Genomic DNA, 23,338 nt, shown 5'->3' with positions numbered 1-23,338 from the left:
TATCAACATGAGCATCGATACTATGAACAAATCAATACTATTTATTCTCTTACCCCTACTGTTTTTATCCAGTAGCATAAACGCCCAGTTACAACAAGAAAAAAGAGCGTTCACGGAACAAGATACGCTTAGAGGCAGTATTACTCCAGAACGCGCTTGGTGGGACCTAAATTACTATCATTTAGATATTGAGATACAACCAGATGAAAAGTATATTGCCGGTAAAAACACCATTCGCTATCGGGTGTTGGAAAGTCAACAAGTATTACAAGTAGACTTGCAACCACCCCTGAAAATTGAAAAAGTAACTCAGGATGGTCTGCCTTTATCGGTCAAGTCCAACGGCAATGCACATTTTGTAACACTGATCAAGCAACAGAAGGCCGGAGATTTTAATGAAGTTGTGGTGCATTATTCAGGAAATCCAAAGGAAGCGATACGTGCCCCTTGGGACGGCGGCTTTTCCTGGAAAAGGGATGACAACGGCAAACACTTTGTTGCCACATCATGCCAAGGTTTGGGCGCCAGTGTCTGGTGGCCCAACAAGGATCACATGTACGACGAAGTAGATAGTATGCTTATTAGCGTAAAAGTACCTAGAGGGCTAACCAATGTAGCAAACGGTAGGCTGCGTAAACTAGACACGGTAACAAACACCTCGCATTGGTTTGTATCCAACCCTATAAATAATTATGGCGTAAACGTAAACATAGCGGATTATGTCCATTTTGGAGAAAAATACAATGGAGAAAAAGGAATCCTCGATATGGATTATTGGGTGCTTCGGGACGACCTAGAAAAAGCAAAAGAACACTTTAAGGACGCACCTAAAATGATGGCTGCTTTTGAACACTGGTTTGGTCCTTACCCCTTTTACGAAGACAGTTTTAAACTGGTACAAGTCCCTTATTTGGGTATGGAACATCAAAGTTCCATAACCTACGGTAATCAATGGAAAAAAGGCTATTTGGGCAAGGATTTGTCCGGCACCGGATGGGGACTGAAGTTCGATTTTCTGCTGATTCACGAATCCGGACACGAATGGTTCGCGAATAACATCACGTATACCGATATTGCAGATATGTGGGTACACGAAGGCTTTACCTCCTATTCGGAAAACCTATTCCTAGATTACCATTATGGTAAAGAAGCTTCCGAAGCCTACGTTCAAGGATTACGGCAAAATATAAAAAATGACAGACCTGTTATTGGTACGTATAATGTGAATTCTGAAGGCTCTGGAGATATGTACTACAAAGGTTCCAACCTATTGCATACCATCCGACAGTTGGTAAATGATGATGAAAAATGGCGTCAAGTCCTACGAGGATTAAACAAAGATTTTTACCACCAAACGGTCACCACGGCACAGATAGAAAATTATATTGCCAAAAAGACAAATTTGAAACTAGATAAATTCTTTGACCAGTATTTAAGAACTACTATGATACCCATTTTAGAATACACCATCGATGGAAAAAAACTAAAGTACAGGTATACCAATGTAGTTGATGGCTTACATATGCCCATACGCGTATTCATGAATGACAAGGCAGTCTGGATTAACCCTACGACAGCATGGAAAAGAGCAGCCAAGTACCAAAGGGATGCAACTTTTGAAGTAGATTCTAATTTTTATATTGATGTGAAAGAGATATAGTTGCATGTAAACTTTTAGAAGTTTATGATGCTACTAGAAAAAATAGACACACCAATTAGTTACTTTACACACGGGGTAAAAACAAGATAAATTAAATCAAAACATGAAAATAAAATCGCTATTTTTAATAACATTATCGTGTTTCTTATGCTATTCTGTGGTAAGTTTTGCACAGCAAAAACCCCGGCCGAATGTGATTATAATCATGACCGATGACCAGGGTTACGGAGATCTTGGTATCACAGGAAATCCACATGTACGCACACCAAATATTGATGGATTTGCGACAGAGAGTACTCGTTTCAACAACTTTTTCGTATCCCCTGTCTGTGCCCCAACCCGCGCAAGCCTAATGACTGGTCGCTATTCGTTGCGCACAGGTATAAGAGATACGTATAACGGTGGCGCCATAATGGCATCAAATGAAGTTACCATTGCCGAAATGCTTAAACAAGCAGATTATAAAAGTGGGATTTTTGGTAAATGGCATTTAGGCGATAATTACCCCAGCAGACCAACTGATCAGGGATTTGATGAATCGGTGATACATCTTTCTGGAGGAATGGGCCAGGTTGGTGATATTACCACCTATTTTAAAGGCGATAAAAGTTATTTTGACCCTGTTCTTTGGCACAACAATAAAAAAGAGGCCTACACAGGGTATTGCTCAGATATTTTTACGGAGCAGGCTTTGAATTTTATAGACAAGAATAAAGATGCACCCTTTTTGTGTTACCTCTCTTTTAACGCGCCACATACGCCGCTACAGGTTCCTGAAAAGTACTATGAATACTACAAGGATATTGATCCAGCTACTGGCTTTGAGAATGACCCCAGACCCCATAAACCGATGACGGAAAAGGATAAGGAAGATGCCAGAAAAGTGTATGCCATGGTAACTAACATAGATGACAATGTTGGGAAACTCCTTAAAAAATTGGATGATTTAGCGATTGCTGATAACACCTTGATTATTTTCATGACAGATAATGGCCCGCAGCAAACCAGATACGTAGGAGGTATGCGAGGCCGTAAAGGTGACGTGCACCAAGGAGGGGTTCGGGTACCCTTTTATATAAGATATCCTTCGGAGTTTGAAAAAAATACCGATGTGGAAACAAGAGCTGCTCATATTGATATCTTACCAACAGTAGCGCAAATTTGTAATGTTGAATTGCCTAAGGAAACGCTCATTGATGGTAAAAGTTTGGTGCCCCTTATTATGGGTAAAAAAGAGGAGTGGACTAACAGATCATTATTTTTCTATTGGACAAGGCGTTACCCCGAACTTTATTATAACATGACCTTATTAAAAGGAAGTTATAAACTAGTAGGTAACACAAATTATAATGCACCTATTAAGGATTTTGAACTATTTAATCTTGACAAAGACCCTTACGAGCAAAAAAATATAATAGTAGAGAACGAAATTATCGCCACCAATCTCAAAGAAGAACTAGATGAAACTTACCATGATTTAATAGCTTCTGAAAACCTCATTAACCAGCCTCGGATTGGTATTGGAAGTGCAGCCGAAAACCCTGTTATTTTGAACAGAAATGATGCAGGAGGCCAACGCGGAATTTGGGCCCAAGAAGAAGTTTATGGCAAGTGGAACGTTAGTATTGCCGAAGGGCACTATGATATACTATTTAAATTTATAAAACCAGTAAAGGCAAATGGTAAAATGTATTTAGAGGCGAATACCTTGGTTAAGCAAATGGTAAATAAAAAAGAGGGGGTGGATACTATTGAGATGAAAAACGTATATTTTTCTCAAATGGATTGTGATTTAATTCCGTTCTACGCCATAGATTCAAAAAACATATTTCCTTTTTGGGTTGAAATGAAAAAGCTTGATTAACACTCTGAGGTTACTACAAGAAAGAAAAAGTAACTATTAGAAAAAAAATAGTGCGAACAGAAGCGCAATAACACACCCAATTAAATACCATCTCATCTGCATCATAACCGCTTTATTACAAATAGATGCTAGCATACTTTAAGTAGACAACTCAAATCTACAGCTCCCTTTACAGTGTATGAGGCTGCCTAATGTTATCTCAACGCCTGCTATAATATGGGAAATATATACGCTTTAAACAAAAATAAAACAGCCTAGTTTCAACTCTAGAAAAAGGGGACTAAGGGCTGTGTGAAACTCGTGCCTTAATTCAAACAGACAACAAAAATTAACGCTTCCCTTAATCCCTCCTTGTTAGGAAGAAAACGCTTATTCTAAAGATTTTATTAGTAAAACTACCCGCAGTATCTCGGACATAGCTAGCACCCCGTCTTCTATGGAGCTGGAAGACTGGTACTCTTTTATGTGAAACACGCTTAATTAATCACAATCTCATCTACAAACAACCAACTATTACCTCCAGGGTCTTGATGCCAAGTAGGATTCTTAAGGATACTCTTCACTTCTACGCGAACGTATTTTGCCGTTGTTTTAACAAACTCGATATCAAAAAATTTGAGCGAAATACTTGAATCAGGTTTTTGTGGTCGAAGGCTTTCTTTATGCAATCTCGTAAATCGCTTACCATCTTGCGAAACGGATATAATGAAACCGGTAGGGAAAAATATCCAACTCCCAGGTGCGGATAAAGCCCCAACGGAAACGGAGCTTATTTCTTGTACTTTGTCCAGTTCAAACGTAGCATTAAAATGTGACCCTTCATACCCAAGCCACTTTCCGTCTACAAAATTAGTGGAACCTCGTTGTAAATCGCCTAGCATACCTCCACCGGCACCAGTAAACTTTTCAGCCGGCCGTTTATTTAGTACTATACCATTATAATCAATAGTACTTTTCTTAAAATACGCCAAGGCAGTTTCACTTATGCCCCAGCCTTCTTTCGCCGTTACCGCTTTAAGGTTGGCGGTATTGGAAACTATAATTGGTGTGGAGTACCTGACTGAAGTGGTATCTGGCTCGCTACCATCCAAGGTATAATAAATAGCCGTATCATCAAAAGGGTAGCTTATTTCGACGGTAACAGTATCTTTTATAAAGTAATTGGCCGCCACAATGGTAGGTGGTAATAACTCCGTAGCACTGAACATATCCATATCTATACTATGAATGGTGGTGCTAGGGTTTAAAACCGCATAAGCACGCATTGCTTCATCGGTAATTTCGGTCCGCCATAGGTATAGGTCGGTCAGTTTTGACAGGGCTTTAATATCTTCCAAAGCTGCGTCAGTAATTGAAGTTCCATACAGGTTTAAGGATTCTAAATTATCTAATTTTGCTACTGCTTGGAATCCCTTATCTGTTATGGCAGTATTCTGTAGTTGTAATTTGGTAAGGTTTTCAAACGCCCCAAGGCTTGAAACCAATGTATCGTTAAAATTCGAATTTCCTAAATTTAGTTCCACAATATTTTCGGAATAGGTACCCAGCACGTCAAAGAATGCTTCGCTCAATGCTGTTTTATTTGCCAAATAAACGATATACAATGGGCTACCCTCCTTTAGCGGGTAGATAGAAGTTCCAGTGGCAGCGACTTCAGCCAACCACTTGGCGGAAGGGGGCTCTAAGGATTTAGCCAACAAGGATCTGGTAGAAGTATCGGCTTCCAAGTCGTTTAAATAGGCTTGTATTTTTTTATTTCGGTCCAAATCTGTCGTTTTGCACTCAAAACAGTTTTTATTTTCCATCCACCAATTCAATAATGCAATTTCGTTGGGTGTTAATTGTACTTTTCCCTTAGGTGGCATATGTTCCTCATCTTCCAAAGGCAAAGCCACACGGTGTGCCATTAAGGGCTTCCCTAAATCCAAAACCGAATCCAAAGGATTTCCAGTGTCCCCTCCGGCAAGAAGTGCCATCTGAGATGTCATTAACAAGTTCCCTTCTGCCTTCTTAGCATTATGGCAACTCACACATTTAGCATCCAGAATGGGCCGCACAATATCCCGGTATACGATAGCCTCGTCTACATTCTCGATACTCTTTTTATCTGAGGAGCTAGCTTTGGTTAAAAAATCTTCCCCGTGCGTCATACTTCCACCCCAATGCCCAGCCAAAACCAACATGATATTTACTGCGATGAATAATGGAAAATACAATTTGGCTAGAAGTGGTTTTTTAGCTTCTTTGGCAAAGAAAATAACTATGGATACTAGCGTAAGTGAGATTGCCATCCATTTATGCCGAAAGAGTAACTCTTCATCATAGGCGCCGCTTTCCTCCAATAAAAGTCCTGTTCCTATAGCCGCTAGGGCACTTAGCACACCAAAACCAAGGGCCAATTTAATACTGTTCCCTAAATTTTCAGCTGGTTTTACACGTTGGTATATTTCAAGAACAAAGGCAAACATCAAAATCCCGATGGGCATGTGAACCAAAACAGGATGAAAATTACCAATATTTATAAATAAATACGTCATATTATTCTACTAAAATTTCATCGATAAAAAAGAAGGGGGCGGTGCCTTTTCCTTGGTGCCATTGTGGAATCGTTTCCAATAAATCAATATGTACTTCTATGCTTTTATACGACCCGGCAATCACAGGAACATCCAATAGGGATATACTTTTTGGTTCAACTGCTGTTGGCAGTGGTATCGACATCCTTCCTATTTGCTCTTTTCTGTCTGTAAATACACGAATGCTCTTTGGAAGAAAAACCCAAGAGCCATGGTCGTTTAAGGAGCTTACAATCAGTTTAGAAATAGAAGTTTCGTTTTCAAAGTCTAACAAGATTCTAATTTGATCACCTTGAAAACCCATCCAATGGGTACCAGCTCTAAATTGTGTTGTTCCTTTTTGTAAATCAACCAAGCCCTTGGCTCCAGGACCACGATAATTAGAATCAGCTTGGGGCGTAAGGCTTACTTTTGCTGTAGACACGTCTTTTTTCACCTTCAATAAACGCATACGAACCACTTTGCTTGGTACATAGTCTGAATGAAAAGCACGAAAGCTAATCTCGGTTGGTTCGTTTACGGTTAAGGGGCTTTGATATAAAAGTGCATTAGCTGTTACTTCACTTCCATCTATGGTGTATCTAATCTCTGTTCCCTCCATATTAAAAACGGCAGCTACCTTAGCTGAAGTATTGAACAGGAGCGAGTCTACCTCAATTTTAGGATCGGCAAGCTCAAAGATCTCAGCGGCAGCATAGACAACAATTTCTTTTTCCTTACAAGATGTAAAAATGACACAGCAACCTAAAATAAGAAAGAATGTACTACGCATTATACACGGTATAATTTAATAGGATAGGTTTTTCCTGAATTCCACTGTGCAACGTATAAATTTTCATCGCCATCAACACAAACATCATGCGGATGATGAAATACCTTTAAACTCTGGTGCATGGGATTTAGTTTGCCGTCTTCATACACAGGATTGCATCCACCGGGTGCCGATATCAGTTCATTTTGTTCGTTAAGGATACTAATAAAACCAGTTCCTTCCGATCCATCTCCCGACCAAATCGTCGCCAAATAAATATCTTTTCCATGTATTACGGGCCTACAAATAAAGGCTCCCGGCAAATCAATAGTACTTAAATATTCTCCAGAAAGACTGAAGCGTTTTAATTTATTCTGCTGCCTAGCGGTAATCAATAATGTTGGATTTGCAGCATCCCTAGTATCTAAACAAATACCGTGTGCATTGTTAAACTGATGGTCTTCTTCTCCCCGCCCTCCAAATATATTTAAAAGTTCTCCGTTGGCATTGTAATGCATTATGTGTTGCTCCCCGTAACCATCGGTAATATAGACATCTCCATTAGGAGCGATTGCAGTTTCTGTAGGAACATAGCTTTCCTTGGTTTTATATTTTCCGGATTCCTTTGGATAGGGAAATACCTGAAGTACCTGTCCTTTGATATTGGTTTTAATCACTTCATGCCGATTATTATCTGCAATATAAAGCACGTCTTCCCCATTCTCTACGTTTAAGGTAAGTCCGTGTGCACCGGGATAGTCGGTTCCCCAAACCTCTAAAAGCTTTCCAGAACGATCATATACAATAACATTGTTTTTCGTATGGTTGGTAAGTAGTAATATTCTACCCTTAGAATCCTGAACCATTTCATGACAATCGTTGACGGGGTAAAAATTAGAATTTAAAGCACCCCATTGTAAATCGATTTTATATTGATGAGAATTATGTCCAATAATAGCATCTTTATAGTTGCTAAAAACATTGGGATGAGCAATTCCACAAACTATCCCTGCTGAAAGGATACTGCTGTTCCTAACAAATTTTCTTCTTTCCATTAGGTTAATATATCGTTAAGTACGTGACCTTCCACATCCGTCAATCGGAACCTTCTACCTTGGTGTTTATAGGTCAATTTTTCATGGTCTATACCCAGTAAATGAAGCATTGTGGCTTGAAAATCATGCACATGCACAGGGTCTTTTACAACATTGTATCCAAATTCATCGGTCTCCCCATAAACGACTCCCGGTTTTATGCCACCGCCGGCCATCCACATCGTAAAACATCTTGGGTGGTGGTCACGCCCATAAGAGGTATCCGTTAGAATACCCTGAGAATAATTAGTTCTACCAAACTCCCCACCCCAAATAACGAGTGTATCTTCCAAAAGACCCCGTTGCTTTAAATCAGCGACCAAGGCTGCGGATGCTTGATCTACATCCTTAGCCTGTTTTTCTATCGCTCCCGGAAGGTTATCGTGCTGATCCCAACCCATATGGTATAATTGTATAAATCGCACATCCTGCTCTGCCAACCTTCTTGCCAAAAGGCAATTCGCAGCATACGTGCCTGGGATTTTAGCATCGGCCCCATACATTTTATAAATATAATCGGGCTCGTCGTCTGTTTTCATTACATCGGGAACCGAAGTTTGCATTTTATAGGCCATTTCGTACTGGGCTATTCTACTCTGTATCTCTGGGTTTCCGAAATCTTGGAATTGCTTATCATTCATTTCGGCCAGTTTATCCAAAATAGCTCTTTTTCCCTCTTTTGTGACTCCTTTGGGATCGTTCAAATACAGCACCGGATCTTTTGCTGCCCTAAATTGAACCCCTTGATGCAACGAATGTAAAAATCCATTACCCCACAATCTTGTATATAAAGGCTGACCACTTGGTCTTCCAGATCCTCTCGATAAAAGCACACTAAAGGCAGGCAAGTTTTTATTCTCGCTACCTAATCCGTAACTCAACCAAGACCCCATACTTGGGCGACCTGGTTGCTGTGAACCTGTCTGAAAGAAGGTTACCGCTGGGTCATGATTAATCGCTTCCGTATACATCGATTTCACAATACATAAATCATCTACCATTTTTGCCGTATAGGGCAGTAAATCACTTATATACGTTCCGTTCTGTCCGTACTGTTTAAAATCGAAGACAGAACCTGCTAAGGGAAAACTAGACTGATCCGCAGTCATTCCCGTTAGCCGTTGTCCCTGCCTAATAGAGTCGGGTAATTCCTCTCCTCTACGTTTAATCAATGTAGGTTTATAGTCAAATAATTCCAATTGTGAAGGGCCACCACTTTGAAACAGATAAATAACCCTTTTGGCTTTTGAGGCGTGATGCAGCGCATTCATAACACCATTGTTACCGCCGAAGTCATTATCCTTAGTAAGGATACCGTTTTTATCCTTACTAAAAAACTGGTTCCCCAATAAGGAAGCCAATGCAACAGAGCCGGCACCTAAGGCCGCTTTTCCCAAAAAAGATCTTCTATTTAAAAAAAGTGAACGATCTTCTAAAATTTTCTTTTCACTCATAGCTATCCTCTTGTAATTGTTTCATCCAAATTAAGTACGGTGTGTGCAACCAATGCCAAGGATGCTAAGTCCTTTTCAGGAACGCCTGTGTCCGACTTAAATTCTCCTATGCCCATATATTCTGACGCGGTAAATACACCATTATCCATTTTGGTACGCATATCCTTGTAATGCTCCAAAAGCATAGTCGCTTCCTCCGCATCCGGTAATCTGGAGGTCGCTTTCTGAAATACATACCCTAATTGTTTTTCAATATTTTCGGGATACTTCTTAACCGTGGTGGTCGCTAGCGCCCTTGCAGCCTCTACCATTTGTGGGTCATTCAACAATACCAAGGCCTGCAACGGGGTATTCGTTTCCTGGCGCTTTACAGAACATAAGTCCCTAGAGGCTGAATCAAAAGTCATCATGCTAGGCGGTGGTACTGTTCTTTTCCAAAACGTATATAAACTTTTTCGGTATAAATCGGCTCCTGTACCTTGCACATAGCTTGAAGTGCTACCACCGCCACCGCCCGTGGTCTCCTCCCAGATACCCGCTGGCTGATATGGCTTTACACTTGGTCCGCCTACTTCTTTTACCAGCAGCCCACTAATGGCCAATGCCTGATCCCGTATCATTTCAGCGGTTAGTCGTAGTCGTGAAGCGCGTGCCAATAATTTATTTTCAGGATCCTGTTCCAAAAGTTCAGGTGTCGTGACAGTACTTTGTTTATACGTTTCGGACAGCGCCATATACTTCAACATTGCTTTAGTATTCCATCCTTCATCTCTCAGTTTGATAGCCAAAAAGTCCAATAACGCAGGATGTGTAGGTAATGCTCCTTGGTTTCCAAAATCATAGGAAGAACTTACCAAACCGGTACCAAACATACGCTGCCATAGCCTATTTACAGTGACTCTGGCCGTTAAAGGATTCTCTTCATTAAACAACCATTTAGAAAGGCCCAATCTATTTCTTGGGTAACTCTCAGGAAATGACAATACAGAATTTGGGGTATCTGGAAATACGGCATCGGTAGGTTGATCGTAAGCACCTCGGTTTAAAATAAAGGCTGGCTTCATTTCTTCCCTTTCGTACATCACCATTAAATCCAGTTCTTTTTTGCGTGAATTTTGCATGTTCACAAAACTTAAGACACCTTCCGTATCCTTTTCCGTAATGGTAACATAAGGTTCCGGAGTAGTTCCCGGTAAAGGAATTGTTAATTTTTCTTTATTATTGTTGAAAAAACTAAAGAGCTCAAAATGTTCTTTTTGACTAACGGGATCGTATTTATGATCATGGCACCTAGCACATTCCACGGTAAGTCCTAAAAAAGTGGTTCCAAAAGTTTGTAGCCGATCTTCAACATATTCTATATGGTACTCCTCTGGTATAGTCCCGCCTTCAAATGTTATTTTATGGTTGCGATTAAAGCCTGTAGCTACTATTTTTTCTAAATCTACGTCTGGCATAAGGTCACCGGCCAATTGATAGGTCACAAATTCATTATAGGGCATATTTTTATCAAATGCATGGATTACCCAATCTCTCCAAGGCCACATGGTACGTTCAAAATCATCTTGATAGCCATGGGTATCCGCATAGCGCGAAATATCCATCCATTCCGTAGCCATGTGTTCTGCATAGTCCTTGGTGCCTAATAAGGTATCAATCATACGCTCATAAGCATCTTCCGAAGTATCGTTCACAAATTCCTGAACCTGTTCTGGTGTGGGAGGAAGTCCAGTTAAATCGAAAGAAGCCCTGCGCATCAACTTTTCCTTAGAAGCTACAGGTGATGGAGTAAGTGCGTTCAATTGCAATTTATCCAATACAAAATTGTCTATTTCATTGATACCCCAGTCTGTAACCTTTGTATGTAGCACAGCAGACTTTACTGGAGGAATGAACGCCCAATGCTCCTTATATTCAGCTCCTTGTGCAATCCATTTTTCTAAAATAGCTTTTTCTTTTGAGGTCAGTACTAAATTAGACTCTGGAGGAGGCATTAGGATATTGGGATCTTCTGAATATAAACGATGAACTAGCTCACTTTCTTCAGGTTTGTTCGGGACAATGGCAAATCGGTCTTTCAACTCTCCCAAAGCGGCATAAGCATCTTCAGCCTTATGTAACGAAAGTCCTGCCTCAATCGCATTTTTATCAGGACCGTGACATATAAAACAACGGTCGGACAGTATTGGTTTTACATCAAAAGTAAAATCAATAATATCGGGAATACCGGTTAGATCTGCTTGTGCGATCACTTTTTCCGAAACGGAAGGATTTTCCTTGCAAGAATAATAAGTACTGCTTAGTAGAGTGATAAAAAGAAATACGATAACTCCCCTTAAAAAATCCTTCTTTCTTATATATATATTAAGTTTCATAGCTATAGTGAACCTGAATTATGCCATTTAAAATAACAACAAAATACAATGAACATAAATAAAATTCGACTAATAACAATTTTGAAGTCATTAAAATATTCAGCACGATTTAGCATAATCAAGAATTAGTATGTTAAAACAGCACCTATCCAAAAAACTTAAGAATATAAAAAGCCCGTTTGAAAACGGGCTTTACTATCTAAAAAAAGAAATAGATTAATTAAATGTTGCATTTACAATAGCTAGCATAGACGGTTTGCCACCCGCTTCTACAGCTCCTGTTACATATAGTTTGTGCTTCCCATTTGATTTTGCAGTTAAAGGCATAACTATTGCCCCACCTTGGGTATCCGGAGATTGAACCGCTAATGACCCCTTTCCAATAATTTCACCATCAGGGGTATCCAAACGGACATCAAAGTTGTACACCACTTTTGGTGCTTCTTGCCATCCGGCACCCAGTACAATCATATTAACTCCTGTAAGGTCTACGGATTCAATTTCAAACCATCCTTTTTCACCTGCAAGCAATAGTAAATCTTGTCCACCATAGGTAACGGCCGCCATATCCATGGTTTTAGTAGCTTCTGAAAATCCAATAGTGTTACTAGACAATGCTACCGATTTAACACCTGTTAGCGGTATTACACCTTCGGCACCTTCATCTGTATAGCTAGCTGTAATTACCATCATTTCTCCAGGATTTTTAGTCTCGGGTCGTAGCCTCCCCTTTACCGGCAATGATAGTTTCTTTGTCTTATCAGCAACCAAGGATTGAATATACATGGCTATTTGTCTGGATTCATCCGAAGTAACATCAGGATGTGCAGGCATCATAATCTCACCCCAAACCCCAGTACCACCAGCAACAATTTTCTTTTTTAAGTAGGTTATGGCATCTTTTTGCTCCATATATTTCTTAGCGATGTCCATATAATTTGGTCCTATTGAAGCTTCTAATTCTTTATGACAGGTTTTACAATCCATGGACTGCGTAAGCGCTTTTCCCGTTACTGCAGCAGACACTTGTTGATGTCCTAATGACATGGCCACTTTGTCCATTCCTTCCAAATAATCTACACTCACAAAAATATTATCTTCATTAACAACGCCGTCACCATCTATGTCCGTAACGCTTACTGCATATTGAACGTCTTGCCCAGGAATAAAGAAAGAAGAATTTACACCCGTAATATCAATAGTTACTTCCGGCCTAGAATTACCAGCAACAACAGTGACCACATTACTTTTTGCAGACTCGCCCGCAGTATCCTTAATTTCCACGCTAATCTTATAGTCCCCCGCATTGGTATAGGTATACGAAATTTCTGGTATTGTGGTTTCTTTGGTGTCCCCGTCACCTAAATTCCATGTATAAGTCAAAGCATCTTTTTCACGATCCCTTGCCGTAACAGTAGCGGTTACAGCTAGTGGTAGTTGGCCAGAGGTAGTGTCTACGATTAAATTATCTATCAACGGAGGTCTATTACCACCATTATATTGAATAAAACCTAAACCAGAATCAGCATTTTTAGCAAACCAACCACTCCCATATTCAAGCAAGTAAATTTTACCGTTAGGGCCTACTTCTATATCTATTAAACTATTTAAATCGATATCCGACGCAAAGGGCTCCATTTTAGTATAGCTACCATCTTCGTTTAAATGAATTGCCTTCATCCAGCCACGCATCCAATCGTAGATAATAACTTTCCCATCATAGTAGCTCGGTAGCTTTTCGTCACCTTGGTACAAATCGGAATAGTAGGTAGGACCCGCCATTGCGTTTCTACCACCTGTCCCTAGCTGGGGGTAATCCTGAGACGCTGCGTAAGGATAGAACGCATATGCAGGCATCGCCTTTGGTAACGCTGTTAAACCCGTATTGTACTTGGAATTGTTTATCGGTTTTTCAGGGTCAAAAGCATCCCCAGACTCGCCTGTCTCGTAATTATAAGCACGGTATGGCTTATTATCACCAATAAATAATGGCCATCCAAAGTTACCCGCTTCCCGCGCCTGATTCATTTCGTCATACCCTCTAGGACCTCTTGTAGCTAAACTATCTGCCCTTGCGTCTGGTCCAACATCTCCCCAATACACATACCCTCGCTTGCTATCAACGGATATACGGTATGGATTACGATGTCCCATGGTATAAATTTCCGGCCTTGTCTTGTCCGTACCTACAGCGAATAAATTTCCTTCTGGTATATCATAACCGCCATCTTCATTTACTTTTATCCTCAGAATTTTACCCCTAAGATCATTCGTGTTTCCAGAAGATCTTCTCGCATCATACTGCTGATGACCCGGTAAATCGTTCAAAGGCGCATAGCCACTATGTACATACTTAGCCCCTTTTTCGTTAAACGGAGTTGAATTATCACCTGTCGATAAATACAACATATTATCTGGTCCAAATGCAATAGAACCACCCGTATGACAACAGATTTCGCGCTGACTTTCAACATCTAAAATCACCTGTTCTGATGCCATATCGAAAACACCTTCGGTAAATGTAAAACGGGATAAACGGTTTATCTCAGCTTCTCCAGTGGGCGCATAATATAGATAAACCCAATTGTTTGTTGCGTAATTAGGGTCTTTCTGTATGCCCATGAGCCCCTCTTCTGCATTAACGCCCGGCGTATTCAATGTTTTGTGATACACGTCTAATTTAGCCACCTCGATAATCTGCTTAGTAGCGTCGTTATAAAGCACAACCTCTCCCCTACGCTGTGCGATAAGCACATCGCTATTCGGAAGAATAGTCATTTCTGTGGGCTCAAATAATTCTCCTTCAGATAAGGTGATTTTTGAAAAACGGTCTATTTCCGGTGGTATTTGAGAGGAAGCCTTAGCATAGTCGAGCTTTTCATTTTCACCTATGGCATATTGAATTCCACCTAGTAGATGATTCAAGAAAATAGTTTCGGTATAACTTTCATCCGTATGACCTGCGCCAGTATAAAACGCCCGTCCACCATCAAACTGATGGTACCATGCAAACGGATGATTTTCCCCATTTTCACCACCTTCATAGGTAGACTCATCCACGGTCATTAAAACGTTTAGGTCTGGATTGATGTTTTTGTAGTTGTAAATTTCATCTGGTCTGTGCCAAACCTTTTCGGTAAAATGTTTCGTAGCAATAAAGCTATTGTCCTGAATAAGAAAATCAGCCTCGGGTGTTCCATTTGGGTGGCTCAAAAATTGTGCTCCTACCAGTTTCGTATACCAACCCCAATCATACTCGGTATCTGCAGCGGCATGGACGCCAACAAAGCCACCACCAGCTTGAATATACCTTTCGAAAGCGGCCTCTTGATAATGGTTTAAAACGTTACCCGTGGTACTCATAAAAATAATGGCCGAATACTGTTTTAAATTTTCTTCCGTAAATAGGTTTGCATTCTTGGTCGTATCAACAACAAATCCATGTTCGGTTCCGAGCTGATGTATAGCTTCAATTCCTAATGGAATAGATGCATGCTTAAAACCCATTGTTTTAGAAAATACCAAAACCTTGGGAGTTCCTTCTCTCTTGCTGGTGCAGGAAAAAACCATAAATACGATACATAGGATAACAAAAGAAAAACTCTTTTTCATGCGAGGCAACTTCATAATAATTAGTAAACAAGGTTTAAAACTACACATTGGAAATACAATTAGCAACAGTTTATACCTTACAACTTAAATTTTGTGTAAAACAATAAAAACCAACCGAGTCCAAACTTCCGAACATATGACCAAAAATCATTCGGATTTCAATGTTAGCAAGTTGTAAAATTAGTCTTATTTTTGCCGCGTATTTGAAAGGTGTACCAAGCTAGCGTGTTTCCGTTATTGGTTTTCCGGTCAGGTACAAATCGCATGTCAAAATTACCCAAGGAACATCAATTCTTGGATTTATCGGATTACGGTAGACCTATTGCAAAAGTTATTGCAAAAACCCTTAAACACACCTCTTTTACACCTATCCACGTAACTATTATGTTTGTAATAGCCGGGTTAATAGCTATTGCGTGTCTTTTGAACCAATATTATTGGTCTACCTTGTTCTTCTTAGTATTAAAATCTGTTCTGGATGCTGCCGATGGCGAATTGGCACGGGTAAAAAACACCCCATCACATACCGGTAGATACCTAGATTCAGTTTCCGACATCATTCTAAACCTACTGATATTAATAACCATCTGGTACGTAACTGAAGGCTCTATATGGTTAACTTTACTGGCATTTTTTGGCATACAACTCCAAGGCACCTTGTATAACTATTACTATGTAATCCTAAGAAATAAACACCAAGGCGATACTACGAGTAGAGTATTTGAGACGATGACACCAAAGGCACTTAAGGGTGAAAGTCAACGTAATGTGAATATCTTATTTTCGCTATACACGGTTCTATACGGGGTATTTGACCGTATCATTTATTCTTTGGACGGCAAAGCAGCGGATGGTAGTCATCTTCCAGGATGGTTAATGACAGCAGTATCTACCTTTGGACTAGGTTTCCAGTTACTGATTATTGGTGTTATGCTGGTGCTAGGCCTTGATCAGTATATTATCCCTTTCTTTATAGGTTATTCCGCATTTATTCTAATTTTTATAGGCATTAGAAGAATTATAAATCGGTAATTTTTTTTACCTTTCCGGTCTAACTTTTAGCTGAATTTATGGGTCGTTTTTCTTTTTTTTGTATGAGTATGCTTTTCGTGATAATGTCTTTTTTTAGCTGCAAAGAGGACCACGCTATCGCTTATGATGTCATTTTAAAAAACGGAAATGTTATTGACCTTGAAACCGGCATTGTTAGTGTTAAAGATATTTTTATAAAGGATGGAATAATTGAAAAACTCGTGATTCCAAACGATGCTGAACATATAGCTGCGACCAAAGTAATCGATGTAACCGACCAGTATATCTTACCTGGTTTTTGGGATAATCATGTTCATTTTAGAGGTGGAGATTCACTACTAAAAGCCAATAGGGATTTTCTTAAATTATATATTACCAATGGTATAACTACGGTACGGGACGCAGGCGGAGATTTAACTGCTGCTGTAATGGCATGGCGGGACAGTATAGCATCTGGTGACCTCATTGGACCCACCATATTCACATCTGGACCAAAGATAGACGGACCAAATGGCACGTGGGCTGGTTCTTTGGAGGTCACTAACAAGAGTGATATCGCTATAGCCTTGGATTCACTTCAAAGTTTACAAGTTGATTTTGTGAAATTGTACGATAGCCGTATTACGGGAGAAAACTATCTGAATACCATTAAAGCAGCCGAGGAACGTGGTTTAATTACGTCTGGACACATGCCCTTTACCGTTACCTTGGATGCAACTATTTCTGCGGGAGTAGATGCGGTTGAGCATTTATATTACATCATGAAGGGCTGCGCTGCCAATGAAGCAGCTATTACATCACAGTTAGTCCGCAAAGAAATCGGTTTTTGGGATGCCATGCCTTTACTGATGGCTGGTTATACGGATAGTGTAGCTCAAAAAACCTTTGCAAATCTAAAGAATCATGATGTTTATGTTGTACCCACGCTACACATTGGGGAAACGTTGAGCTATCTGGACGAAACAAACCACCAAAACGATGCCTATTTAAAATACATGGATACTGATATTGTAAAAACCTACGCAGGAAGGATACAACGTGCATTAAATGCGAGTGAAGAACAAACAAGGGACCGCAAGGCGCTACAACAGTTTTTTGGTGTACTCACAAAATCTCTTCATGATTCCGGTGTTGGACTTTTAGCAGGTTCTGACAGTGGTGCTTTTAATTCGTATACCTATCCCGGCATTTCATTACATAAAGAACTGGAGCAGTTGGTCAAAACAGGAATATCTCCTTTGGAAGCGCTAAAAACCTCAGCCTATAATGGCGCCCGATTCCTAAAAAAGGATACTGATTATGGACAGTTGAAAGCGAACAATATAGCAGACATCGTTATTTTAAACGGAAATCCTCTTGATGATATTTCTCAGACTCAGAACATACGCATGGTCATTAAAGAAGGTGCCGTTTGGGAAATCAACAACCTGAACAAACAACTAGAATCTTTAGCCAACGATAACAATTAAAGCAGCACATGAACAAATTACTTTTAGTAGGGGCATTTTTGGTTTTCCAACTTAGTAATGCCCAAACGGTACTGCAACCAGAACACGTGTTCGACGGTAGCGAGCTACATACAAATTGGGTAGTTCTTGTAGAGCATAACAGCATTACATATGCTGGCCCTTTATCGGGTTTAAAAGTACCTAAGAATACCAAGACCCTTCGCCTTGACGGGACAACGTTGATGCCTGGTATTATCGAAGGGCACTCCCATTTGTTACTACACCCGTACAACGAAACCTCATGGAACGATCAAGTGCTTAAAGAATCACCCGTAGAGCGTGCCATTAGAGGAACGGTACATGCCCAAAAATCCTTACAAGCGGGAATCACTACCATGCGTGACTTAGGTGCTGAAGGAGCGGGTTACACCGATGTATATTTAAAGAAAACCATAGATAATGGTATCATCCCTGGTCCTAGATTATTAGTGGCTGGGCCAGCAATCGTGGCTACGGGCGCCTACGGCCCAAAGGGTTTTCATGACGCGGTAACTGTTCCTTTGGGTGCAGAACCGGCCAGCGGAGAAGCACCTCTTATTGAAACCGTTCGAAGACAAATGGGCAATGGTGTAGATTTGATTAAGGTATACGCTGACTATCGATGGACACCAGGTGCCGACTCCCAACCAACCTTTTTACAACAAGAGCTGGATGCTATGGTAGCAACCGCTAGTAGTGCAGGCAAATATGTAGTGGCCCACGCGAGTACCCCAGAAGGCATGAAAAGAGCTATAGCCGCTGGCGTAGAGACTATTGAACATGGCGATGGAGGTACGTTAGAGATTTTTAAATTAATGAAAGAAAAAGGCATAGGCTACTGCCCTACTTTGGCGGCAGGCGATGCCATTACCCGATATGGTGGTTGGAAAAAGGGAATTGACTCTGATCCTGAACGCATCAAGAATAAAAAAAAGTCTTTTCAACTAGCCTTAGATTCTGGTGTGAACGTTGTTTTTGGAGGTGATGTAGGTGTTTTTCCACACGGAGAAAACTACCGAGAAATGGAACTTATGGTAGCCTATGGTATGCAGCCCTTGGAAGTGCTTAAATCGGCAACGGCTGGAAATGCAAAAACCTTCCATCTTAACCAATTAGGAAAACTAGAGAAAGGATACCTGGCTGATATTATCGCCGTAAAGGGCAACCCATTAAAAGATATTTCCGCTATGAAAGAAGTTCCTTTTGTTATGAAAGATGGGGTTATTTACAAAAGACCCTAACGATACCATTAACCAGAGGTATTCTGGGGCAACACATACTATCGTATTTTTCTAAAGAATCTTAGTTCTTTGCAATGAAGTAAAACGTTGCGCTAAATTACGTTTGAATGCAGTCTGGGGTGGTTAGAAATAGTTAATATCCTATCGCAGCCCCGTCCGGACTTGAAGAATCGGAAGCTCCTATCATGATATTGTTTTTTACATCGATTTGAATTCCCATCAACGCACCCAATCTATTTACAGGGATTAACTTATGATTCATAGCTTCTAGTGCTTTTCTAGTATCAGGAGATAATAAATCTCTTTCATACATTATGCTATCCGGCAACCAAGAATGATGAATTTTCATGGCTTCAATAGCCTTATCAACTTGCATATCATAGTCTATAACATTTAACACAGTTTGGAAAACGGTGTTAATAATGGTTCGTCCTCCTGGACTACCAATGATAAGATACGGCTTGCCATCTTTCGCCACGATAGTAGGTGTCATGCTTGAAAGCATCCTTTTTTCAGGTTGGATGAGGTTCGGATTTGTTCCAATTTGGCCCGTGGTAGAAGTGTTGCCAGGCACGGGATTAAAATCACCCATTTCATTGTTAAATATAAAACCCAGCTTATCTGAACCCATGCCTGAGCCATAGCTATTTTCTAGAGTGTAGGTTAATGATACCGCATTGCCGTATGCATCAGCCACAGAAAAATGCGTGGTACTACTCCCATCATATAGCTGTCCAAATTTAGTAGCGTCGCTCACAGATGCCTTAGCCATATCAATATTTTCAAATCTCATTTTAGCAAATGCTTTAGAAGTAAGCTTATCTAAGGGAATATCTTCATTAAAATCTGCATCCCCCAAATGTTCTGCTCTATCTGCAAAAGCTCTCCGCATGACTTCGGCTAGCAGATGAACATAGGCGGTAGAGTTGAATTCGATGGCATCTAGGTCTGCTAATTCCATGAGATTCATCATTTCAATAAGGGCAACACCTCCTGAGCTTGGTGGTGCCATGGAGTAGATGTCGTAGTCTTTATAAGTTCCTTTTAGAGGTTTCCTTTCTACGGCTGTATAACGCTTAAGGTCTTTAAGGCTTATGATACCACCATTCTCCTTCATGAATTTTACTATTTCTTTTGCGACCACCCCTTTGTAAAAACCATCCTTACCATGATCTCTAATTTCTGATAGCGTATTAGCCAACTCAGGTTGTTTCCAAAGTTCTCCAAACTGTGTGAGCTCACCACCGTCCTTTCTGAAGTACGCTTTTAAAAATGGAATAGGTGAATTGGCCTCAAAATTAGTTTCTCGTTCAAATAAACTCCAAGTTAGAAGAAAACCGTCTTCTGCTATTTCAATGGCCGGCTGAACCAAATCTGCCCAAGGTAGACTGCCATATTTTTGATGAGCAAGATACAGACCCGCTACGGTACCAGGAACCCCTATGGACTTTGCCCCAATGTGATTGATTGTTGTTTCTCTTCCAGTATGATTAAGCCCCTTTGCAAGGTTTCCGGCTTTATCAAGAAACATCTCTGGAGATGCTTTTAGAGGTGCTTTTTCCCGAAAATCGATGGTGGTTGCACTTCCTGTAGCATCCATAAACACTAGAAATCCACCTCCGCCAATATTTCCAGCCGATGGATGTGTTACAGCTAATACAAAGGCAGTTGCAACAGAAGCATCAATAGCATTACCTCCTTTTTTTAAGATATCGATTCCTACTTCTGATGCTATTTTACTGCTTGAAGCAACAAGACCATTTCGGGCATACGTTTGACCACTAACATCAGTAGCGTTAAGAGAAACTAATAATAAGGCGATACTAAATAGATAGGTGTATTTCATAATTCTAGATAACGGTTCGTATATGAAAAGTAGGGGACTGAACCGCTCTTGCTTTTCGGTTTAGCCCTTAGTCAAACTTACAATTTTAAGGTTGATTTTATTCAAACCGCCAAATTTTATGTTTGGCGGGCTTTGTTAACATAGAGTGACTTTTCGGTAAGGTACTTCACCCTTATTATTGTTATTCCTTTTTAGCAATAGTCTTTTTTAATTTATCATTCTATCCTTCCATGAATGCTCTTCGTTTAATTACTGCCACTATGGTACTTTCAAACGTTTTAATAGTATTCATTTTTGGGAATGATATTTTTCTTTTCGCAATAGAATTTGAGATCAAGACATTTACATAATTGTATGTCAAGATTAGTTTTGAATAATGTCAGTTTTGATGCTATTGAATCCAATTTTATTAGCCGTTCGTTCATTTAAAATATAGGTCGTTCCCTTAATTTTGACTAGCGTATTACCATCTTTTTCACAGACATCTATTAAATTCAAAAGTCCTTCTAAATACTTTTGAAGTATAAAATTGGTTCTCTGCTTTCCACTTAATGTTTTGTCTAACACAAAAACATAATCAAACAATGAACCGCCATGAATTTTGATGATTCCTTTTTGCTCTTTTTCGGTAATAAAAAGAGAAGAATAGTAAATCAATTTACCATTTTTTTAAGGGCTGGAATATCAAAAAAGGGGGCAATTATAGAACCAGTTACACGTATTGAAAGAAAAATAAAAAAGTAATAACCCCTCCAAAATGATACTACTAAAACCATCAAATTCAAAACGAAAGCGGCAGCCCCAATTTTCAATTGAATATGGTTATGTTCTTTATTAGATTTTAAATAGTAGCTATGGTTCATTTTATAGGGTTACCAAACGCTAATTTAAAGAACTTAGTGCAAGGGAAAAGCACTAAGTTTCGGTTTTATTTACATATAAAATTACGCCTGTCTTTTTTTAGACAACCTTAAATAATTAAAATATATCTCATCATAAACTAGTGAACTACTATTGATTTATTTGAAGTTAGTGCATCAATAAATTTCTTAGGTTCATGCAACTGGTGACTAAAATAAATACCCTTTTGGCTTGAATTTTCTAGCATTTTTTCAACATGAAGCACTGTTGAAAAAGCAGTAAGTTCTGATTGACCCGCTTCACATTTCAAAACTATTTTCTTTTCTTTTGACCCATTGTCAGTATATATAATTTCAAATGATGAAATATCACCATTTCCACTACCACCAAAAATCCATTTCTTTTCTCTAAAGTTTAACATTTTAAAAAATCCTATTTTTTGCATGAATGGCAATATGGCTGTAACTATTTTAGAATCAAATATCATTTTGGCTCTTACATTTGGAATGTGTTCTATTTGATTAAAAATATACAAATCTGGAATATCAAAGTCAGATACTGTTCTTTTTTGATTATCAAAGTCAAATTTAGTATCCTCTCCATCTAAAAAATGTTTTGTTTTCTTAGCTAAATTATTTTGATAAAAGAAAAATGGTTTACTCACATTATGAGCCATAAAATCTGCTGAACTACTGCCTGCTTTATCTTTAGTAGAGTAGTACACCATCATTTTAACACTTTGTATGTCTTTTGCCAATACACCGGTAGAATAGAGTAATGATGGTGCAATGCCTCCCATCCAACCCGAACTAAACACAATTTTACTATCTATTAAATTATTTTTAATGCTCTCATGAGCCTTTAATAACTCATTTGAAGGTTTTGTAATATCGGTATAATCAATTTTATGTTTTATAGCGTAATTCATAACATGATTATTTGCGTCTTTTGTGCAAACGATAATTATAGTTATAGCATGTTTTTTCAATGATTCAAATGATTCAAAGTCATTTACATCTAACTGGATGTGATTTGGTATTGAGTCTTTTTTTCGTGTTCCAATTAGTATTTTTAACTGTGAATCTCTTTTGGAAAGCATATTATGAATGGTTTTTCCTATCAAACCAGTTCCGCCTATAATTAAAATAGTAGTACTCATCTTTTTTTGTTTCTTAAATTAACATGAGCAAAATTAAGACGCTATTGACGCTTGTTATAGGACAAATGTCCAAAAAGTAAATTCCTTTCTAATGCGGCTAATTGGTCTTAGTACATTAAGGACCCTGCTGTTACTTAAATCTATGAGGCTAAAAACTTGGTATCCGATGCCAGTGTAGGAAGGAGTTACTTTTCACCTCCGTAGTTTGGTCGCAAATTGAAAGAGGGCAAAATGAGCATTAATGGCAGTTTGAAACAAACTATTACAACAAGTATTGGCTGATGTGGAATACGGATTAAAATGGTAAAGGAAGACTCAAAGTACTA

General features: G+C 39.3%; 14 protein-coding genes. 5 read left to right on the top strand and 9 right to left on the bottom strand.

What is annotated here, in order from left to right; genetic code table 11:
- Nucleotides 1–22: 22 nt before the first annotated feature.
- Both Q360_RS0102515 and Q360_RS0102510 read left to right on the top strand, forming a co-directional pair.
- Entirely contained in the window at nucleotides 23–1,660 is a 1,638-nt protein-coding gene (locus Q360_RS0102515; protein WP_027075685.1) for a M1 family metallopeptidase, read from the top strand.
- Nucleotides 1,661–1,763: 103 nt separating this feature from the next.
- Nucleotides 1,764–3,524 carry an arylsulfatase gene (locus tag Q360_RS0102510; protein WP_027075684.1) on the top strand — a complete coding sequence of 587 codons (1,761 nt, stop codon included), beginning with the start codon at nucleotides 1,764–1,766 and terminating at the stop codon, nucleotides 3,522–3,524.
- A 476-nt stretch (nucleotides 3,525–4,000) separates the two neighbouring features.
- On the opposite strand, the gene Q360_RS0102505 is transcribed toward Q360_RS0102510, so the two are convergent.
- The 6 genes from Q360_RS0102505 to Q360_RS22070 all read right to left on the bottom strand — a co-directional run bounded on the left by Q360_RS0102505 (nucleotide 4,001) and on the right by Q360_RS22070 (nucleotide 15,386).
- Nucleotides 4,001–6,061, bottom strand: a complete 2,061-nt coding sequence (locus Q360_RS0102505) for a chitobiase/beta-hexosaminidase C-terminal domain-containing protein (RefSeq protein WP_027075683.1) — start codon at nucleotides 6,059–6,061, stop codon at nucleotides 4,001–4,003.
- 1 nt (nucleotide 6,062) lies between these two features.
- The gene (locus tag Q360_RS0102500) at nucleotides 6,063–6,872 is read right to left on the bottom strand and encodes a chitobiase/beta-hexosaminidase C-terminal domain-containing protein (RefSeq protein ID WP_027075682.1); all 810 of its coding nucleotides are present in this window, start codon (nucleotides 6,870–6,872) and stop codon (nucleotides 6,063–6,065) included.
- Nucleotides 6,872–7,906, bottom strand: a complete 1,035-nt coding sequence (locus Q360_RS0102495) for an NHL repeat-containing protein (protein WP_027075681.1) — start codon at nucleotides 7,904–7,906, stop codon at nucleotides 6,872–6,874. Before Q360_RS0102495 ends, Q360_RS0102500 begins: the two co-directional genes overlap by 1 nt.
- Nucleotides 7,906–9,399, bottom strand: a complete 1,494-nt coding sequence (locus tag Q360_RS0102490; protein ID WP_027075680.1) for a DUF1501 domain-containing protein — start codon at nucleotides 9,397–9,399, stop codon at nucleotides 7,906–7,908. The genes Q360_RS0102495 and Q360_RS0102490 overlap by 1 nt, the downstream gene beginning before the upstream one ends.
- 2 nt (nucleotides 9,400–9,401) lie before the next feature.
- Nucleotides 9,402–11,774 (bottom strand): PSD1 and planctomycete cytochrome C domain-containing protein, encoded by a 2,373-nt coding sequence (locus Q360_RS0102485; RefSeq protein ID WP_051554532.1) that lies wholly within the window; start codon nucleotides 11,772–11,774, stop codon nucleotides 9,402–9,404.
- A 216-nt stretch (nucleotides 11,775–11,990) separates the two neighbouring features.
- On the bottom strand, nucleotides 11,991–15,386 hold the full coding sequence (locus tag Q360_RS22070; RefSeq protein WP_084273340.1) for a ThuA domain-containing protein: 3,396 nt from the start codon (nucleotides 15,384–15,386) through the stop codon (nucleotides 11,991–11,993).
- A gap of 264 nt (nucleotides 15,387–15,650) precedes the next feature.
- On the opposite strand from Q360_RS22070, the gene Q360_RS0102470 reads away from it, so the two are divergent.
- The 3 genes from Q360_RS0102470 (at nucleotide 15,651) to Q360_RS0102460 (ending at nucleotide 19,146) form a co-directional block, all read left to right on the top strand.
- Nucleotides 15,651–16,418 carry a CDP-alcohol phosphatidyltransferase family protein gene (locus tag Q360_RS0102470; RefSeq protein WP_027075678.1) on the top strand — a complete coding sequence of 256 codons (768 nt, stop codon included), beginning with the start codon at nucleotides 15,651–15,653 and terminating at the stop codon, nucleotides 16,416–16,418.
- A 68-nt stretch (nucleotides 16,419–16,486) separates the two neighbouring features.
- The gene (locus tag Q360_RS0102465; protein WP_245603142.1) at nucleotides 16,487–17,887 is read left to right on the top strand and encodes an amidohydrolase family protein; all 1,401 of its coding nucleotides are present in this window, start codon (nucleotides 16,487–16,489) and stop codon (nucleotides 17,885–17,887) included.
- Nucleotides 17,888–17,895: 8 nt separating this feature from the next.
- Complete coding sequence (locus Q360_RS0102460; protein WP_027075676.1) at nucleotides 17,896–19,146, top strand: metal-dependent hydrolase family protein; 1,251 nt, start codon at nucleotides 17,896–17,898, stop codon at nucleotides 19,144–19,146.
- A gap of 133 nt (nucleotides 19,147–19,279) precedes the next feature.
- On the opposite strand, the gene ggt is transcribed toward Q360_RS0102460, so the two are convergent.
- The 3 genes from ggt to Q360_RS0102445 all read right to left on the bottom strand — a co-directional run bounded on the left by ggt (nucleotide 19,280) and on the right by Q360_RS0102445 (nucleotide 23,012).
- The gene (gene ggt, locus Q360_RS0102455) at nucleotides 19,280–20,992 is read right to left on the bottom strand and encodes a gamma-glutamyltransferase (protein WP_027075675.1); all 1,713 of its coding nucleotides are present in this window, start codon (nucleotides 20,990–20,992) and stop codon (nucleotides 19,280–19,282) included.
- 363 nt (nucleotides 20,993–21,355) lie between these two features.
- On the bottom strand, nucleotides 21,356–21,649 hold the full coding sequence (locus Q360_RS24360) for a hypothetical protein (protein WP_051554531.1): 294 nt from the start codon (nucleotides 21,647–21,649) through the stop codon (nucleotides 21,356–21,358).
- A 343-nt stretch (nucleotides 21,650–21,992) separates the two neighbouring features.
- A complete protein-coding gene (locus Q360_RS0102445; protein ID WP_027075674.1) occupies nucleotides 21,993–23,012 on the bottom strand; it encodes a saccharopine dehydrogenase NADP-binding domain-containing protein in 1,020 nt (339 codons plus the stop codon).
- Between the last annotated feature and the right edge of the window lie 326 nt (nucleotides 23,013–23,338).

Source organism: Maribacter antarcticus DSM 21422, assembly GCF_000621125.1.
Classification (GTDB): domain Bacteria; phylum Bacteroidota; class Bacteroidia; order Flavobacteriales; family Flavobacteriaceae; genus Maribacter; species Maribacter antarcticus.
This window is presented reverse-complemented; position numbering and strand designations above follow the sequence as displayed.

Excerpts from the sequence above, each read along its gene's own strand:
- Q360_RS0102515 (WP_027075685.1), top strand. The coding sequence starts at position 23 with ATGAACAAATCAATACTATTTATTCTCTTACCCCTACTGTTTTTATCC.
- Q360_RS0102510 (WP_027075684.1), top strand. The coding sequence starts at position 1,764 with ATGAAAATAAAATCGCTATTTTTAATAACATTATCGTGTTTCTTATGC.
- Q360_RS0102505 (WP_027075683.1), bottom strand. The coding sequence starts at position 6,061 with ATGACGTATTTATTTATAAATATTGGTAATTTTCATCCTGTTTTGGTT.
- Q360_RS0102500 (WP_027075682.1), bottom strand. The coding sequence starts at position 6,872 with ATGCGTAGTACATTCTTTCTTATTTTAGGTTGCTGTGTCATTTTTACA.
- Q360_RS0102495 (WP_027075681.1), bottom strand. The coding sequence starts at position 7,906 with ATGGAAAGAAGAAAATTTGTTAGGAACAGCAGTATCCTTTCAGCAGGG.
- Q360_RS0102490 (WP_027075680.1), bottom strand. The coding sequence starts at position 9,399 with ATGAGTGAAAAGAAAATTTTAGAAGATCGTTCACTTTTTTTAAATAGA.
- Q360_RS0102485 (WP_051554532.1), bottom strand. The coding sequence starts at position 11,774 with ATGAAACTTAATATATATATAAGAAAGAAGGATTTTTTAAGGGGAGTT.
- Q360_RS22070 (WP_084273340.1), bottom strand. The coding sequence starts at position 15,386 with ATGAAAAAGAGTTTTTCTTTTGTTATCCTATGTATCGTATTTATGGTT.
- Q360_RS0102470 (WP_027075678.1), top strand. The coding sequence starts at position 15,651 with ATGTCAAAATTACCCAAGGAACATCAATTCTTGGATTTATCGGATTAC.
- Q360_RS0102465 (WP_245603142.1), top strand. The coding sequence starts at position 16,487 with ATGCTTTTCGTGATAATGTCTTTTTTTAGCTGCAAAGAGGACCACGCT.
- Q360_RS0102460 (WP_027075676.1), top strand. The coding sequence starts at position 17,896 with ATGAACAAATTACTTTTAGTAGGGGCATTTTTGGTTTTCCAACTTAGT.
- ggt (WP_027075675.1), bottom strand. The coding sequence starts at position 20,992 with ATGAAATACACCTATCTATTTAGTATCGCCTTATTATTAGTTTCTCTT.
- Q360_RS0102445 (WP_027075674.1), bottom strand. The coding sequence starts at position 23,012 with ATGAGTACTACTATTTTAATTATAGGCGGAACTGGTTTGATAGGAAAA.